Source organism: Sinobaca sp. SA16-1 (genome assembly GCF_059510515.1).
On record NZ_JCAKFL010000001.1, the window covers coordinates 113,000 to 128,300 of the forward strand.

At 44.9% G+C, this 15,301-nt stretch carries 13 protein-coding genes; 4 read left to right on the plus strand and 9 right to left on the minus strand.

Going from position 1 to position 15,301, the window contains the following annotated elements:
• Positions 1–190: 190 nt before the first annotated feature.
• From AC5W2J_RS00530 to AC5W2J_RS00545, 4 genes are all read right to left on the minus strand, one after another.
• Positions 191–916 carry a WecB/TagA/CpsF family glycosyltransferase gene (locus AC5W2J_RS00530; protein WP_496057526.1) on the minus strand — a complete coding sequence of 242 codons (726 nt, stop codon included), beginning with the start codon at positions 914–916 and terminating at the stop codon, positions 191–193.
• A 66-nt stretch (positions 917–982) separates the two neighbouring features.
• Positions 983–2,257, minus strand: coding sequence for a nucleotide sugar dehydrogenase (locus tag AC5W2J_RS00535; protein WP_496057527.1), 1,275 nt, complete (start codon positions 2,255–2,257; stop codon positions 983–985).
• 112 nt (positions 2,258–2,369) lie between these two features.
• A complete protein-coding gene (gene galU, locus AC5W2J_RS00540; RefSeq protein WP_496057528.1) occupies positions 2,370–3,248 on the minus strand; it encodes a UTP--glucose-1-phosphate uridylyltransferase GalU in 879 nt (292 codons plus the stop codon).
• Positions 3,249–3,369: 121 nt separating this feature from the next.
• Entirely contained in the window at positions 3,370–6,489 is a 3,120-nt protein-coding gene (locus AC5W2J_RS00545; protein WP_496057529.1) for an efflux RND transporter permease subunit, read from the minus strand.
• Positions 6,490–6,787: 298 nt separating this feature from the next.
• On the opposite strand from AC5W2J_RS00545, the gene AC5W2J_RS00550 reads away from it, so the two are divergent.
• Complete coding sequence (locus AC5W2J_RS00550; RefSeq protein ID WP_496057530.1) at positions 6,788–7,183, plus strand: single-stranded DNA-binding protein; 396 nt, start codon at positions 6,788–6,790, stop codon at positions 7,181–7,183.
• 270 nt (positions 7,184–7,453) lie between these two features.
• Here AC5W2J_RS00550 and AC5W2J_RS00555 read toward each other — a convergent pair whose 3' ends face one another.
• Positions 7,454–8,023, minus strand: coding sequence for a TetR/AcrR family transcriptional regulator (locus tag AC5W2J_RS00555; RefSeq protein WP_496057531.1), 570 nt, complete (start codon positions 8,021–8,023; stop codon positions 7,454–7,456).
• A gap of 37 nt (positions 8,024–8,060) precedes the next feature.
• Positions 8,061–9,836 carry an SLC13 family permease gene (locus AC5W2J_RS00560; RefSeq protein WP_496057532.1) on the minus strand — a complete coding sequence of 592 codons (1,776 nt, stop codon included), beginning with the start codon at positions 9,834–9,836 and terminating at the stop codon, positions 8,061–8,063.
• Positions 9,837–10,069: 233 nt separating this feature from the next.
• Between AC5W2J_RS00560 and fdxA the strand changes: the two genes are divergently transcribed.
• Together fdxA and AC5W2J_RS00570 are read left to right on the plus strand one after the other, a co-directional pair.
• Positions 10,070–10,309: a 4Fe-4S ferredoxin gene (gene fdxA / locus AC5W2J_RS00565; protein WP_496057533.1), complete on the plus strand. Its 240-nt coding sequence runs from the start codon at positions 10,070–10,072 to the stop codon at positions 10,307–10,309.
• Between the two features lie 239 nt (positions 10,310–10,548).
• Complete coding sequence (locus AC5W2J_RS00570) at positions 10,549–11,286, plus strand: SDR family NAD(P)-dependent oxidoreductase (protein WP_496057534.1); 738 nt, start codon at positions 10,549–10,551, stop codon at positions 11,284–11,286.
• Positions 11,287–11,351: 65 nt separating this feature from the next.
• Here AC5W2J_RS00570 and AC5W2J_RS00575 read toward each other — a convergent pair whose 3' ends face one another.
• The 3 genes from AC5W2J_RS00575 to AC5W2J_RS00585 are packed head-to-tail and all read right to left on the minus strand — an operon-like array spanning position 11,352 to position 14,410.
• Positions 11,352–12,323 carry a glycine betaine ABC transporter substrate-binding protein gene (locus tag AC5W2J_RS00575; protein ID WP_496057535.1) on the minus strand — a complete coding sequence of 324 codons (972 nt, stop codon included), beginning with the start codon at positions 12,321–12,323 and terminating at the stop codon, positions 11,352–11,354.
• 58 nt (positions 12,324–12,381) lie between these two features.
• Positions 12,382–13,221, minus strand: coding sequence for an ABC transporter permease (locus AC5W2J_RS00580; RefSeq protein WP_496057536.1), 840 nt, complete (start codon positions 13,219–13,221; stop codon positions 12,382–12,384).
• A complete protein-coding gene (locus AC5W2J_RS00585) occupies positions 13,181–14,410 on the minus strand; it encodes a quaternary amine ABC transporter ATP-binding protein (protein ID WP_496057537.1) in 1,230 nt (409 codons plus the stop codon). The genes AC5W2J_RS00580 and AC5W2J_RS00585 overlap by 41 nt, the downstream gene beginning before the upstream one ends.
• 263 nt (positions 14,411–14,673) lie before the next feature.
• Between AC5W2J_RS00585 and AC5W2J_RS00590 the strand changes: the two genes are divergently transcribed.
• On the plus strand, positions 14,674–15,225 hold the full coding sequence (locus tag AC5W2J_RS00590) for a GbsR/MarR family transcriptional regulator (protein WP_496057538.1): 552 nt from the start codon (positions 14,674–14,676) through the stop codon (positions 15,223–15,225).
• Positions 15,226–15,301 lie beyond the last annotated feature (76 nt).

Below are 15,301 nucleotides of genomic sequence, written 5' to 3' on the forward strand. Positions count from 1 at the left end.
ATTCCAATTTTCACTATATTAATCTAGTTAATTATTTATGTATGGCAATGAATATGAGATATTTTTGATTGAACAAAAAAAAAAAAACACCTCGTCAGGCGTTTTTCATCTTATTTAAATACAATTTTTCAATAATTTGTTACAGATTCTTTAATTGTTTCACAATTCTTAATATATTAATTTATTCCAGTTATTTTCTTTTTAATTTATATTCTTTTATTACTTTGAATAAAAATTTTGGTAATGCTAATTGTCTTTTAATTCTTGAAGGTTGATTAATTAATCTATATAACCATTCCAAACCAAATTTCTGAAAGAATATAGGAGCTCTTTTAACGCCCCCACTTAAAACATCTATACTGCCTCCTATTCCTTGAAAAATTGAGGGAGAAAGAAATTCCATATTTTTTTGAATAAACATTTCTTGTTTTGGACTGCCTAAAGCAACAAAAAGAATGTTTGCTCCAGAATTATTTATTGTCTTTAATATTACGTTTTCATCGGTTTCATATCCATTAATGAAACCAGCTATTTGTAGATTAGGATATTGTTTTTTCACATTTCTCATTGCAACATTTAGAATACTATCTTTAGATCCATAAAAAAACACTTTATATTTATTATTGTTTGCCAAAGTTAATAAATTCTCCATCATTCCAATACCTGTAATTCTCCAGCGTATATTTCCACCTAGTATTTTAGAAGCTATTGAAACTCCAATACCATCAGGTATTTGATAATCAGAGCTATTTAATAGTTCTTTAAATTGATTCTTATTTTGAGCCATCATTATTTTTTCAGGATTTATCGCGATAATTCTTCTTTTTTCTTCCTTTATGATGTTTGTATTGATTTTTTCTATTAAAACCTCAATCGGCTCTGAACTAACGTTTACTCCTAACATCTGTTCTTTCAATTGAATATCCCTCCTATAAAAAGATATAAACTCGTACCTCATAATGAGAATACGAGTTTATTTTTATTAATACTCTTTTGAATCTCCTAATTTATAAAAATTAAAATCATTATCTTCCCAATCAACTCTATTTAAACAATTCTTAGTGTCAAAAATAATATTTGCTTTTATATTTTTATTAAGTTTATGAGGATCAAAATCCTTGAAAGCTTGGTGATCCGTTAGTATCAATAAGAGTTCTGCATTTGCAAACACTTCTTCAATACTTTCTACTTGTTCAGGTAACTCCAGTTTTTTTGCATAAGGATCATAAGCTATGAAGTCAACTGATTCTTCTCTCAAATGATTAATAACATCAATTGAAGGACTTCCTCTCATGTCATCAATATTTGCTTTAAAGGCTAGACCCAGTACTCCTACTTTTCCACTTTTTAAGTTATTTTCTCGTAAAATATCTACTACTTTTTTAGCAGTATATTGTGGCATAGAGTCATTGGTATTACGAGATAATTTGATAATATTAGCTAGTTGTGGTTGTTTTTCCACTAAGAACCAAGGATCAACTGCTATACAATGCCCTCCAACTCCAGGTCCAGGAGAATGTATATTAACTCGCGGATGATAGTTAGCAAATTCAATAGCTTCCCAGACATTTACTCCAATTGCATCACTAATTTTTGCCATTTCATTAGCAAAAGCTATATTCACGTCTCTATATGTGTTTTCCATTACTTTGACTAGCTCTGCTGTAGTTTCATCAGTAAGATGTATTTCACCTTTAACAAAAGTTTTATATAGTTCAGATGTTTTTATTGCGGAGGTATGGTTAATCCCCCCCACTATTCTATCATTTTCCACAAGTTCTTTAATTACTTTACCCGGAATAACTTTTTCAGGAGAATGTGAAACAAACAATTCTTCTCCCAAAATCAAATTTGTTTTTTCTAGTATCGGCAGCATTATATCTTTTACTGTTCTTGGCGGTACCGTAGACTCTAATATAACAAGATCACCTGATTTTAAATAAGGAACAATCGCTTCTGTAGCAGATATAACGTACGAAAGATCAGCTGTTTTATCTTCGTTAATAGGAGTAGGGACTGCTATTATAAAAGTATCGGCTATTTCGGGCTTGGTCGAAACCGTAAATGTAGAATTTTCAATGGCTTTTGCAAGAAGTTCTTCTATACCGGGTTCTATTATATGGACTTTTCCTTCAGATAAGCTTTTTACCGTACTTGGATTAACGTCTACTCCATGCACGTTAAAGCCATAATTTGAAAACATTACAGATGTTGGTAACCCTATGTATCCTAAACCAACTACACATATTCTCTTCATCGTAGGACTCCTTTGAAATTTGCTAAATCTAGATGAATTATACAGGTAGCTTGCTTCCATGTAAACTCAATTAAATTATAAGTAGTAAAGCATAAATACTACTTATAATATTCTATTTCCTGGCAGGTATCATGCTTTCCAGATACTCCTGGACCGCGTCTTTCAAATCATCACGCTCGAGCGCAAAGTCAACGGTCGCTTTTACAAAACCGAACTTATCCCCTACGTCGTAGCGCTGGCCTGTAAATTCATAAGCCAGTACTTCCTGCGTTTTGTTTAATTCTTTAATGGCATCGGTCAGTTGAATTTCATTACCGGAGCCGGGTGCCAGATTTTTTAATATCTCAAAAATCTCCGGGTTCAGAATGTAGCGTCCCATAATAGCGTAGTTTGACGGCGCATCCTCAAGCTTCGGCTTTTCTTTTAAATCAGCTAATGGAAGAATGCCCGGCTTGTATTCCTTGCCTTTCGGCTCTACAATACCGTATTTGGATACGTCTTTGTCTTCTACTTCCTGGACACCTACTACAGAAGACTGGTATTCATTATACACTTCAATCATCTGCTTAAGGCAGGGCTCCTCTGATTTAACGATATCGTCTCCGAGAAGCACGGCGAACGGCTCATCTCCGATGAAGCTGCTCGCACATGCAATCGCATGGCCGAGGCCTTTAGGTTCTTTCTGACGGATGTAGTGAATGTTGGCCAGATTGGAAATGCCCTGGACCTCTTCAAGCTGCTCCCATTTCTGCTTTTTCGCCAATGTTTCTTCCAATTCGTAGGATTTGTCAAAGTGATCTTCGATTGCGCGCTTGCCGCGCCCGCTGACAATAATAATGTCTTCGATACCGGACTCAATCGCTTCTTCCACGATATATTGAATAGTCGGCTTATCTACGATAGGAAGCATTTCCTTCGGCTGCGCCTTTGTTGCTGGCAGAAATCTCGTGCCCAGACCGGCAGCCGGTATAATCGCTTTTCTTACTTTCATGAATAGGCCTCCTTTTTACTTTTTCTTTCTATTATGTAACCTCCAGGTGAATTCCTGGAGGCATTCTTCTGTATTATATCTTTTTCCGTACGGTAGTGACCACCTTTTTTTTGGAAATATTTCAATCTGCTGCCGGTACCTGCTTTTTCTTTCTTTTGCTGCCAACTTTGTACTTAATCATATACAGCGCCGGCACAACAAGCAGCGTCAGCATTGTCGAAAAGACCAGGCCGGACACAATTGCAATACCAAGCGGCTGAAACAGCGGGTTGTTTCCAAACGCAATCGGAAGCAGGCCGACCGCTGTCGTTAAGCTTGTCAGCAGTATTGGCCGGAACCGCTCTTTTCCTGCCTGCTGCACTGCCTGATCAATCGGAAGCCCCTGCTTGAGGCGCTGCTCGATAAAATCAATCAGTACGAGCCCGTTTCTAATAACAATCCCTGCCAGGCTTACCGCCCCCATCATTGACATAAATCCAAGGCCCGTCTGTGTGAGAAACAGGCCGAGAATCGCGCCGGCTGTGGACAGGTACACCGCGCTTAACACGATAAGCGGCAGCAGAAGCGAATAAAATGGGATCGCAATAACAATAAAAATCAGGAAAACGACGAGAATAAAAATCTGCCCGATATCAATGAAGACGTCTGTACGTTCCGATGTTTCCCCGCCAATCGATACGTTTACTCCCGGGGCCGCTTCCCCTGCTTCTAAAATAGGGTCTTCCACTGCAGCTTCCACATCTTCTACATTTTCATTGCCCGGATAGGCACGAACCGTTACCGTCCGTTCCGTTCCAATATGAGGCACCGCGCTGAATGACGTTTCCTGCTCCCCGGAAATCAGCTCGGAAAGCGCAACAGCGTCTGCGCCATCGTCTGCGGGCGGGCCTTCTGCCTGCGGAGGAAATTCAATGCTCTCCAGGTCTTCTTCGCTGACTGTCCCTTCTGTATTGTAGGATATTCTCATATCCACCTGCTGGTTTCCCTGCTGAATGGTGCCAAGCGGCACTCCTTCTCCAAGCAGAAGGAGCTCCTGGCTGATGGCTTCTTTATCAATGCCGGCATCAGCGGCTGCCTCTTCATCGACCTCGTAGGACAAAGCAGAGAGATTGTTATTAGCGTCTGCCTCTGTTTCCTGCACGCCGTCTGCGTCTGCCAGAATCTGCTCTATCTGTTCGGCTGTCTGCAGAATATCATCCATGTTTTCCCCGGAGACTTCCACCGCAATCGGAGCCCCTATTGGAGGACCGGACTCCACGATAGATCCCCTCGTTGATACAATACCGTCGAATTCCCCGGACCAGTCGTTATTCCAGGTATTCATTATGTCCCGGGCGGCCGCTTCGCTTCCATCAATATACACCAGAAACTGCATATCATTTTCTCCAGGTTCCCCGCCGCCGTTGCCGGAATTAAATATTCTCGGCACTTCGGTTCCTGCATAGGAAGAGACGGAGCGGATTTCTTCCTGCTCCAGCAGCCACGTTTCAATCTCTTCGGCTTTTTCCTCCGTATCGGCAAGCGTCGTTCCTTCTTCCAGGGACGCTTCGATAAATACTTCTTCCCGATCCGTGTCCGGGAAAAATTCAATCGGTGTAAACGGAATCAGCGCATAGGCCGCAGTTCCGAGAAGAAGCCCTCCCGCTGAAAACAATATCGGGCGTTTGACGACTTTTTTTAGTATGTTCGCGCTGTATATGTCGGCCCCTTTATCAATCCATGAGCCGAGAAGACCCGGGGACGAATACTTTTTCCGCTTCTTCGGACGCCGCAGGGCCCGCTCTTCCTGTGCGGCGCGAAACAAAGGCATAATCGTCAACGCTACAATAGTCGACGCAATAATTGCCGCAATCAGCACGACAGGAAGCGGACGGATAAAGGCTCCGGCCGATCCCGGCAGCAGCAGCAGCGGGAAAAATGTGAACACTACGGTCAGTGTTGATACGATAACGGACACCGCTACCTGCCTGACCCCAAGCGTGGCCGCCCGAAAAGGAGAATCCCCCAGCCGCAGGCGCCGATCTATGTTTTCGTTTACGACGATCGCATCATCTACAAGAATACCAAGCGAGATAATAAAGGCAATCAGGGAAATCTGATCCAGCCCGACGTTGGCAAAAGGAAGCACAATCGCTGCAATCGTTAACGATACAGGAATAGAAATCCCCACCGCGGCTGCCGTACTGAAATTAAGGCCAATCGCACAGATAAGAAATACAGAGAGAAAAGCCAAAGCAAAAGAAAGTGCCAGATCAGCAAATAATTCGGACACCAGATCCGCCTGGGTGTAAAGCTCCTCCAATGCTGCTCCCTCCGGAAGTCCGGCTTCAAAATCATCCATTACAGGATCAAGCTCCTCCTGCGCTGCAGGGACGCTTGCATCTTCTGCCAGGAAATAAGTTAAAGACAACGCCTGCTGTCCATTATGAGAAACAGTCGATACAGCCGGCACAAGCGTATCCGCTGCGCTTCCCACATCGGAGAGCAGGAGATTGTTTCCTTCTTCGTCTGCACCGATAATAAGCTCCTGAAGCTCGTCTGCTGTAGAAGCACTCTGAAGCTCCACGCGTTGATTTCTGCCATCTATTTCCCATTCACCGGGCGGTACTGTCGACATTTCCCCGCTCACGGCTCCAATAACCTGTCCGGCAGAAAGGCTTTCGTCTGCCAGCGCTTCAGGATCAAGCGTAAAACGAACCTCGCGCTCCAGGTCTCCCTCCACTCCCACTTCGGTAATGGATGGGAGCTGCGTAAAGCTTCGTTCCCAGCTCTCGATATAGCGCTGCACTTCTGCGAGGTCAGCCTCTTCATCAAGCGTCACCTGGTAAATAGCCAGCCCCTGCCCTCCGGTGCTGTTGCTGAAGGACGGTGCTTCCGCATCTTCCGGGAAGCTGCGCGCTGTTTCGTTTATGTTTCTTTCAATTTCTGTCCATATTTCGCTGGTGTCACTGCGGCCTTCCTCCAGCTCCAGAGTGACGGAAGAAAAGCCCGGACTCGACACAGACGTTACTTCGGCGATGCCCTGTACGTCCGCCGTTGCTTCCTCCAGTGGATTAGTGAGGCTCGATTCCACAGCTTCCGCGGAAGCACCGGGATACACTGTGTTAATCTGCCCGACCGGTGGATCAATAGCGGGAATTTCTTTCTGCGGGAGCTGCAAAAACGCCAGCCCCCCGACAAGACAGAGCATAATGAAAAAAAGGATAGTAATCTTCCGCTTTTTGATGATTTGTTCAATCATGAAAAAACCTCCTAATTTTTATTAAATATGTAGTGCTTTTTACCCAAACTTCTGGTATATTAAAGACAACTTAAAAAGAAAGGAGAGTCGTTAACGCTTTATCGCTTGATGTTCGTACTGCCGGACGCCTCCCCCTTATTGCGCCCGCAGTTTCTATGCACCACCCCTTCAAGTATTACCCCAGCAGGACGCCACCTGTATTTTATCCCCTTTAGTATTAAAGCTTTGAACCCACCCGCTGCCTTATCCGTTCATCTAAGTACGCAGAACACCCTATACTTTCATAAAGGAGCTATGTATGTTTAATCAAGTCACGATGGTTGGACGTTTCACGAAGGACCCGGAATTATTGTATACAAAAGAAGGAGTTGCCGTCTGCCGTTTCACCCTGGCCGTTCAGCGCCATTTTAAAAACCAGCAGGGAGAATACGGAGCTGACTTTGTTCCCGTTACCGTCTGGAGAAAGCAGGCAGAAAACACAGCATCCTACTGCCATAAAGGTGACACTGTCGGTGTAACAGGACGGATACATACCCGTTCCTATGACAATAAAGACCAGCAGCGCGTACACGTCGTGGAAGTAAATGCCGAACAGGTCCGGTTTTTAAAACTACAGCCTCAAAAAGAAACGTCTGTCCTGCATAACTTTGCGGCAGATGAAGATGAACCAATGGAAGATCCGGTTTTTTCTTAACCATCAGCTAAACAGATATTCTTCTGCTGTCTTCTATGTGAGTGCCTATCTAAATCTGGACAGCAATCCCTCTATATATCTTCGACATTCCCCCTCTACTATCATCCCAATACACTCACATATTATTAGTGCACTGCGGATCCTCTATCCGCGGTGCCTTTTAAATGACACATGTGTCACCTTTTTCCGAAAAAGAAAACAGCCGCTTTGACTGCTTAAATATGACGCTTGTGTCATTTATAACATAAAAAGGAAGCCGCGGAAACTATTTTATCCCGGGCTCATTCCTTTTGTAAGTACTGCATATATCGTATCTACCCATACGTCCCGGGTCAGCCTGGCATTTGGGGCTCTCACAAGAGACATAATAATAGCATTCAGTGCCGTTCCGGAGAGTTCCCGGTCGATATGTCCGCTCGCTTTTCCCTCTTCAATCAGCAGTTGCACATGGCGGTTCAGCGCACCGAAAAAGCTGAACAGCCGTTCTACATTTCTTTCCACTAAAGGAGAAGCATGATGGTCCATTACGGGTAAAATCTGCAGGGATTGGTGAATATCCGCATAATCAATCCATACGGCGAGAAAGGCTTTGAGCTTTTCTTCGAAAGGTTCTATAACAGCTGCTTTTTCCATGCGCTGCATAATCTGGTCAATGACATACATCATGTACTCGGTGACCAGCTCTTCTTTTTTTGAATAATAATTATAAATAGTACTCCGTGCCACACCGAGCCGTTTGGAGAGCGCCTGAAAATGAAAGGAATGATAACCCTCTTCAAGCAGCAGCTTTTCTGTTTCTTCGAAAAGCCGTTCTTTTTCAAGGGTACGATGTCTTGCCATGGATGAAGTCTCCTTTTTGTCTAGTTCTTCTATTGTACTACACCCATACAATCCACGTAATTGTTACCGTGATCAACATAACAAAAAAGCTGACGGGAATACCGAGCCTCATAAAATCGGTAAACCGGTATCCGGCCTGGTGGTATACAAACAGGTTCGTCTGATAGCCGATCGGCGTTATAAAACTGGCCGATGCGGCAATTGCCACAATGACTGCCAACGGCAGAATGTCAATGCCGAGAAGCCCTGCGGCTTCTATCGAAATCGGCAGCATAATGATAGCGGCGGCGTTATTGGTGATCATTTCAGTAAACAGATTGGTAATAATATAAATCACGATAAAGATGCCGATGATCCCAAACGGCTGAATCCAGTTAATCAGCTGCCCCGCTCCGAATGCGGCGGCCCCTGTCTGCAGCATCGCTTCCCCCACTCCAAATGCAGCAGAAATCACCAGCAGAATCGGAATGGGAATATAATCCACAGCTTCTTTAACCGTCATGACGCGCAGCAGCAGCAGAATGCCTGTTACAGCGAGAGCGGCATAGAAAATGGGCACGAGCTGCAGGGCGGAAAGCATCACCATTCCCGTCATCAGGATGACCGGGAGGATCGCTTTCCAGGAAGGCAGTGTAAAAAAAGGGTTCTCTTTTTTCAGAAGCACGGTAAATTCATTATGATGAAGGGTTTTTTCTTCAAACTGAGGCCCCGCCAGCAGCAGCAGCGTGTCTCCCGGTTTTACGGAAATATCATTCAGGCTGCTTTCCTGTACATCCTGGTGGCGGTGGACGCCGGCCACTTGCGCATCAAACCGATCCGCAAACGAAATCGATCCGATCGACTGAAAAAGCAGCGACGAATAGTGGGTCACGACTACTTCAAGCAGGCGGTTTTCCCCGTCCCTTAGTTTGTCGATGCCGTACTGTTCGGAAGAATAATGGCGGATGCCTTCTTTTCGTTCCATTGCAGCCAGAGCATCCAGGGTGCCTCTGATCCAGAGGCGGTCCCCTTCCTGCAGGATAAACTGCTCATCCCAATGCAGCTGGCGTTTGTTTTTCCGGTAAATATCTTTTATTTCGATGGATTTTTCCGTCCATAAACCGGAGGAACGGATCGTTTTCAAATGATACGTTTCCGTATTCTTTACGATAAACTCCATCATAAAACGCTTGCGGTCATCTTTAAGAAAATCAGAAGGCGGCACCCTGTCCGGAAGAAGCACGGGTCCGAGCAGCACAATAAAAATGATTAAAGCAATCGTAATAGGAATACCGATAATACTGAGCTGAAAAAAAGAAAACCCGTCATACCCTCTTTCTACGAGCATGCCGTGCACGACTAAATTTGTAGATGTTCCAATGAGTGTCATCGTACCGCCTGTAATTGTCGCATAGGACAGCGGCAGCAGAAACTTCGAAGGAGATACGTCATGGCGCTCACACCACTGCCTTACAAGTGGAGAAAAAGTTGCCACAATGGGCGTATTATTTAAAAAACCGGACAAAATAGAAGAGGGAATCAATATACGGAGAAGAGACTGCCGCTGCGTTTCCCCTTTGCTTAAAATCCGGTTAATAAAGGATTCGACCAGACCGCTTCGCTGCACCGAGCCTGCCACGATACAAAGCAGCCCTACGGTCAGCATGCCCTGGTTCGTAAAACCGGTTAACGCGTCAGGCAAAGAAAGAATGCCGCTTAGGACAAGCACACTGAGTGCAAGCAGCAAAATCACTTCAGGAGGAGCTAATTCTTTTATGAGAGCCCCCATCATAACGATGATGATCAGGGCAAGCGCGATTATTTCCCAGGTCATGCCGTTAAGCTCCTTTTTTGTTAATAACCAAGTAATTTTATATGTATTGTGCATTTAACAATGTATCCATCATTATACCTTTCCGTTCCTAAATGTAAAGAACCCTTTAACCGGGTGGAAAAGAAAAATCACCTAATAAACAAGAAGATGGTTTTTATCCGTTAAAGGGTATATAGATAGCATAAAATAGTAATGTTCCATGTTACAATAAGATCAATGAAGGGGGTGGAAAAATGGCTTTCGTTATTCTCGACCCGTGTATTGGTGAAAAAGCCGGCGACTGCGTCGATGTCTGCCCGGTAGACTGTATTGAAGAAGGTCCGGACCAGTACTTTATTGACCCGGATGTCTGCATCGACTGCGGAGCCTGTATTGTTGTCTGTCCAGTAGATGCCATTGTGGAGGAAGATGAGCTGACTCCCGCTACAGAGTCTTTTCTTGAAAAAGCAAAAGAATTCTACGGAACGACGTAAAACAAATGTGAGAATATGATAAAAAAAGGATTAATTTCTTGAAAAGTGGGAATACTATTATTACCCACCCCATACCTCGATTATAGATCAGATACATTATCTGCATCCGTAATTGTGCTACAGCAGAAAATCCTCCGGCCCTGCCGGGGGATTTTTTGTGTTTATCGATCAGCCAGGTTTTCAATTCCTGTACAAAAGGTATATACATACTATACAAATATGGGAAGGGATGGATAACCATGCTAGCAGTCATTTCAGGAGGAACCTCAGGAATAGGCAGTGCCACCGCCGTTCTATTTGCGGAAAAAGGATACGAGGTACATGTACTCGGCCGGAATGCAGAAAAAGGCAGAGCTTTTGAAAAGGAGCACAGCGATCTCTCCATTACTTACCACCAGGCTGATGCCGGCAGCGAAAAAGACGTCACAGCGTTTTTTCAAGAGCTGGCCGATGCCGATAAAACAGTGGACGTACTGTTTAACAACGCCGGCACGGTCGAATTTGCGCTGGGCCCTCTGCAGCGTGTAAAAGAAGAAGACTGGAATGCGTTGTTTGATGCTAACCTGAAAAGTGTTTACCTTATGATCAAGCATGCCACCCCGCTTTTTGACAAAAAAGCCGGCGCTTCTATTATTAACAACGCAGCGATCGTAGGAAATGGAAAATACCCTTCGGCTCTGCCTGCTTATGCAAGCGCCAAGGCTGGGGTGGTGGCTATGACAAAATCACTTGCTGTGAGGCATGCCAAACAAAAAATGCGCTTTAATGCCATTTCGCCGGGACCGGTCAACACAAGTCTGGCCCACCGCCTGTATGGAGGAGAAAGCAACTTTGACGAAGCCTCGAAAAAACACCCCCGCGGGGAAGCGGCCGATCCAAAAGAAATTGCTGAAGTCGTCTACTTCCTTTCCTCCGATAAAGCATCCTATATTAATGGACACAATCTGGTCGTCGACGGCGGATACTCGCTCGCGTAAATCTTACGTAAACCTCCTAAAAAAAAAGCAGAACCCCGTGTAATCGGGTTCTGCCTTTTTTGTTGTTATTCTGATGCTAAGTCTTCAATAGAGTCTGCTTCTACATATTCCGGAACAACAAGGCCGATTCTGGCGCCTTCCAGGTTAGCTCCGAGATCGGTAAATTGATCTTCGTAATCACTAAAATACTGTTCGTGTGTAGCCGGGAGCCACGCTGCTACCATAGCATCCTGCTCTCCCTGTGCCACAGCCTGGAACATAATGTTTGCTTCCATCGGTGTCGTCTCTACTTCATAACCTTGATCCATTAATACCTGCGCGATTACATTGGTCGAGGCAATTTCGGAATCCCAGGCTACGAAAGCAAGGTTTAACGGCTCGCCGTCTACTTCTTCAACGCCTTCTGTCCATGTGCCTACCTGGTCTTCGTTTTCATCCACCCAGGCTCTGGCTGCTTCTTCCGGATCGGCTCCTTCATAAATCTCGAGCATTACTTCTTCCATCTGTGCGCCTTCCCACTCGAAGTTATCAAGAACTTCATAGGCTTCCGGTGCATCTTCTTCCAATCCTTCACGTGCGATGGTATGAATATCCTCTGCTTCCCCAAAGGAACCTTCCGGATCCTCTAAGTATTTCAAGTCATGTACAGAGAACATCCAGTGTGGATTCCAGCCTGTAATAACAATTGGCTCTTCATTGGAAATCGCATCGTCGAGCGCACTTGTCATTGCTGCGTCTGAGCTTGACTGCAGATTCCAGTCATCAAGGCCGTAATCTTCTATTGCCTGATCGGCTGCGGCCATTACGCCCGCTCCGGCATCAATACCGGTAATTGTATAATCCATTTCTTCGCCAACGTTGCCGCCTGCGCTCTCTTCATCGCTTTCTTCAGCGTTTTCTTCGCTCGTTTCTTCTCCGCCTTCTGATTCAGCGTCCTGCTCTTCTGCATCGTCAGAGCCGCCGCCTCCGCACGCAGCTAAGGCTATCGTAAAGGATAGACCTGCTGTTAAGCCAACATACTTAAAGTTCTTTTTCATACCTTCATCCGCTCCCTTTTTGTTTTAATATATGTTTACTCCAACAAACGGAGGTAAACTACTGTTTTGCTTTCGCTCCAAAGCTTTGCGTCAATCGGTCAAGAATGATTGCAAGCACTACAATCGCAATACCGGCTTCAAAACCGCCGCCTGCATCGTTACGTCCTACGGCAAAATATACAGCCGTTCCAAGACCCTGGGCCCCAATCATGGAAGCAATAACAACCATCGACAGTGCAAGCATAATCGTCTGGTTAATACCGGCCATGATCGTTGCTTTAGCCATTGGAAGCTGGACTTTAAACAGCTTTTGGGAGCCGGTGGAACCAAACGCATCCGCCGCCTCAATGACTTCTGTAGAAACCTGACGGATACCGAGATTCGTAAAGCGGATCGTCGGTGGCATGGCGAAAATAACAGAGGCCACAACCCCCGGTACCATCCCAATTCCAAAGAATGCTACCGCTGGAATAAGGTAAACAAATGCGGGCATTGTCTGCATAAAGTCAAGAACAGGTTTTACTATATTTTCCACTAATCCCTTTTTTGCCATCCAAATGCCGATAGGCACCCCAATGACAATCGAGATAATAGACGCGGTCAGAACAATCGAAAGCGTTAATATCATATCGTTCCAGAAGCCGAGGTTATCTATTAAGAACAGTCCCAGCAGCACAAAAAGCGTTAACCCTATTTTCCTTCCTGCCAGGAAATAAGTAAGCAGTACAATAATAATCATAAGCAGCCAGGCCGGCGGAAAGCTGAATATACCTTCAATCGAACTGATAATCCAGCCGATGCCGTTTGTCAGAGAATCAAAGAAAAACTCTGCATTTGTCAGCCATTCAACAAATGCATCAATCCATGCTGCCAACGGCAGTTTCGGAAGAAGCTCCATGCTCGATTACCTCCCCGCCTGATAGTGCCGCCATAACCGAACCCCGGAACACTATACCTTTTAATTTATTATCCTCTACGACCGCAAGAGGAATGTTTGTATACGTAAGCAGATTCATCATTTCTTTAAGTACGGTTCCTTTTTCAACAGTTGGCACATTCCTTTCAATAACTTCCTCTACGCTGTCTTTTCCTTCTTGCACCAGGCGGGAAACGTCAGCTGAGTGTACAACACCGAGCAGGTCTTTCTGACGGTTTGTAACAAAAATACTGGAAATGTTGCCTTCTTTCATACGCTGCAGCGCAACGCGTGGTCCTTCTTTTTCTATGTTTATTGCTTCAGCCCGGGACATCACGTGCTCTACTGTGAACACTTTCGAGCGGTCCACGTCTTCTACGAATTTTTCTACATAGTCATCTTTTGGGTGCATCAGAATCTGCTCCGGTGTTCCCGTCTGGATCACCGCTCCATCTTTCATGATCATAATACGGTCGCCGATGCGGAGAGCCTCGTCAAGGTCATGTGTAATAAAGATAATCGTTTTTTGCATTTTCCCCTGCAGATCAAGAAGCTCGTCCTGCATATCTTTTCGAATAAGAGGGTCAAGCGCCGAAAACGCTTCGTCCATCAGCAGCACATCCGGGTCGTTGGCCAGTGCACGTGCCAGTCCTACCCGCTGCTGCATCCCGCCGGACAACTCGTCCGGATGCATGTTCTCATATCCCTGCAGGCCTACAAGTTCTAACGATTTCCATGCTTTTTCTTTTCGTTCGGCCGGATCCATACCTTGAATTTCAAGACCATATTCCACATTGCTTTGAATCGTCCGGAATGGAAAAAGACCGAATTTTTGGAAAACCATGCTCATTTTTTTGCGTCGTGCATCACGCAGCGTTTTTTCATCCATCTTTGCCAGGTCTTCTCCATCAATCCAGACACTGCCGGCTGTTGGTTCAATTAATCGGTTGAATAGCCGTACCAGGGTGGATTTCCCGCTTCCGGAAAGTCCCATAATAACAAAAATCTCTCCTTCTTCTACTTCAAAAGAGGCTTTGTTTACCCCTACGGTATTTCCCGTAGCTTTTAAAATGTCATCTTTAGACACGTTCTGGTTTAGAAGTTCCAGTGCCTTTTTCGGCTTTTTCCCGAAGATCTTCGTGATTTCTTCTACTTTAATCTTCACTGCCATCGTCTTTCCCTCTTTCCATACAAGCCTGCGCCCTTTTTCATGCTTCTCTATTACTATACAATTATGGGAAAAATGGCGCAAATCGGATAATCGCGTATATAAGCGCGTATTCTTTATAAAATATATACTGTACGCTCTTTACAGCTGTCTTTTCACATAGATAATCGCTGTATCCTGCTTTTGCCTGCCTATATCTCATTATCCCGCTTACTGCTTATCTGCTATTCTGAACGTAATGTGCAGTTTAATCAGGGAGTGTGCGTATGGATAAAAAAGGGGAGCTGCCGGCAGTAACGCAGCTGGAGCAGATCAGACACCAGTTCATCTCGGTCATTGCCCAGAACATGGGATTATATAATGTATCGGAAACCAATGGCCGCCTCTATGGGACCGTTCTTTTTGCCGAGCGGCCGATGACGCTTGATGAAATGAGCGACGCCCTCAGTATGAGCAAAATGAGTATGAGCACGGGTATTCGGTCACTGATGGAAGCTTCTATGGTAGAAAGAGTATGGGAAAAAGGAGTCCGCAAGGATTTATACCAGACGGAACAGGACTGGTACAAGTCATTCACTTCTGTGTTTGTCACACGTTGGAGGGAAGCGACGGATAATAACCACCGGGCAGCGCTTCAGGCGCTGAAGGAACTGCGCACGCTGCTGCTTTCCTGCGAGCTGGATGAGCACGTCGAGATGATACATATGGATATAGATAAGCTCGAAGGAGCTGTAGAATACTACGAATGGCTCGATGAAGTGATTCTCATCTTTGAAAGCGGTAAAATATTTGACTGGGTGCCGCGCCGTCCTTCTTGAACCATTGTAAAATAACGCAAAAAAACCGCAGCCTCCGTTAAGGGAGCTGCGGTTTCAGTTTGTTAAAAAAGAGGTT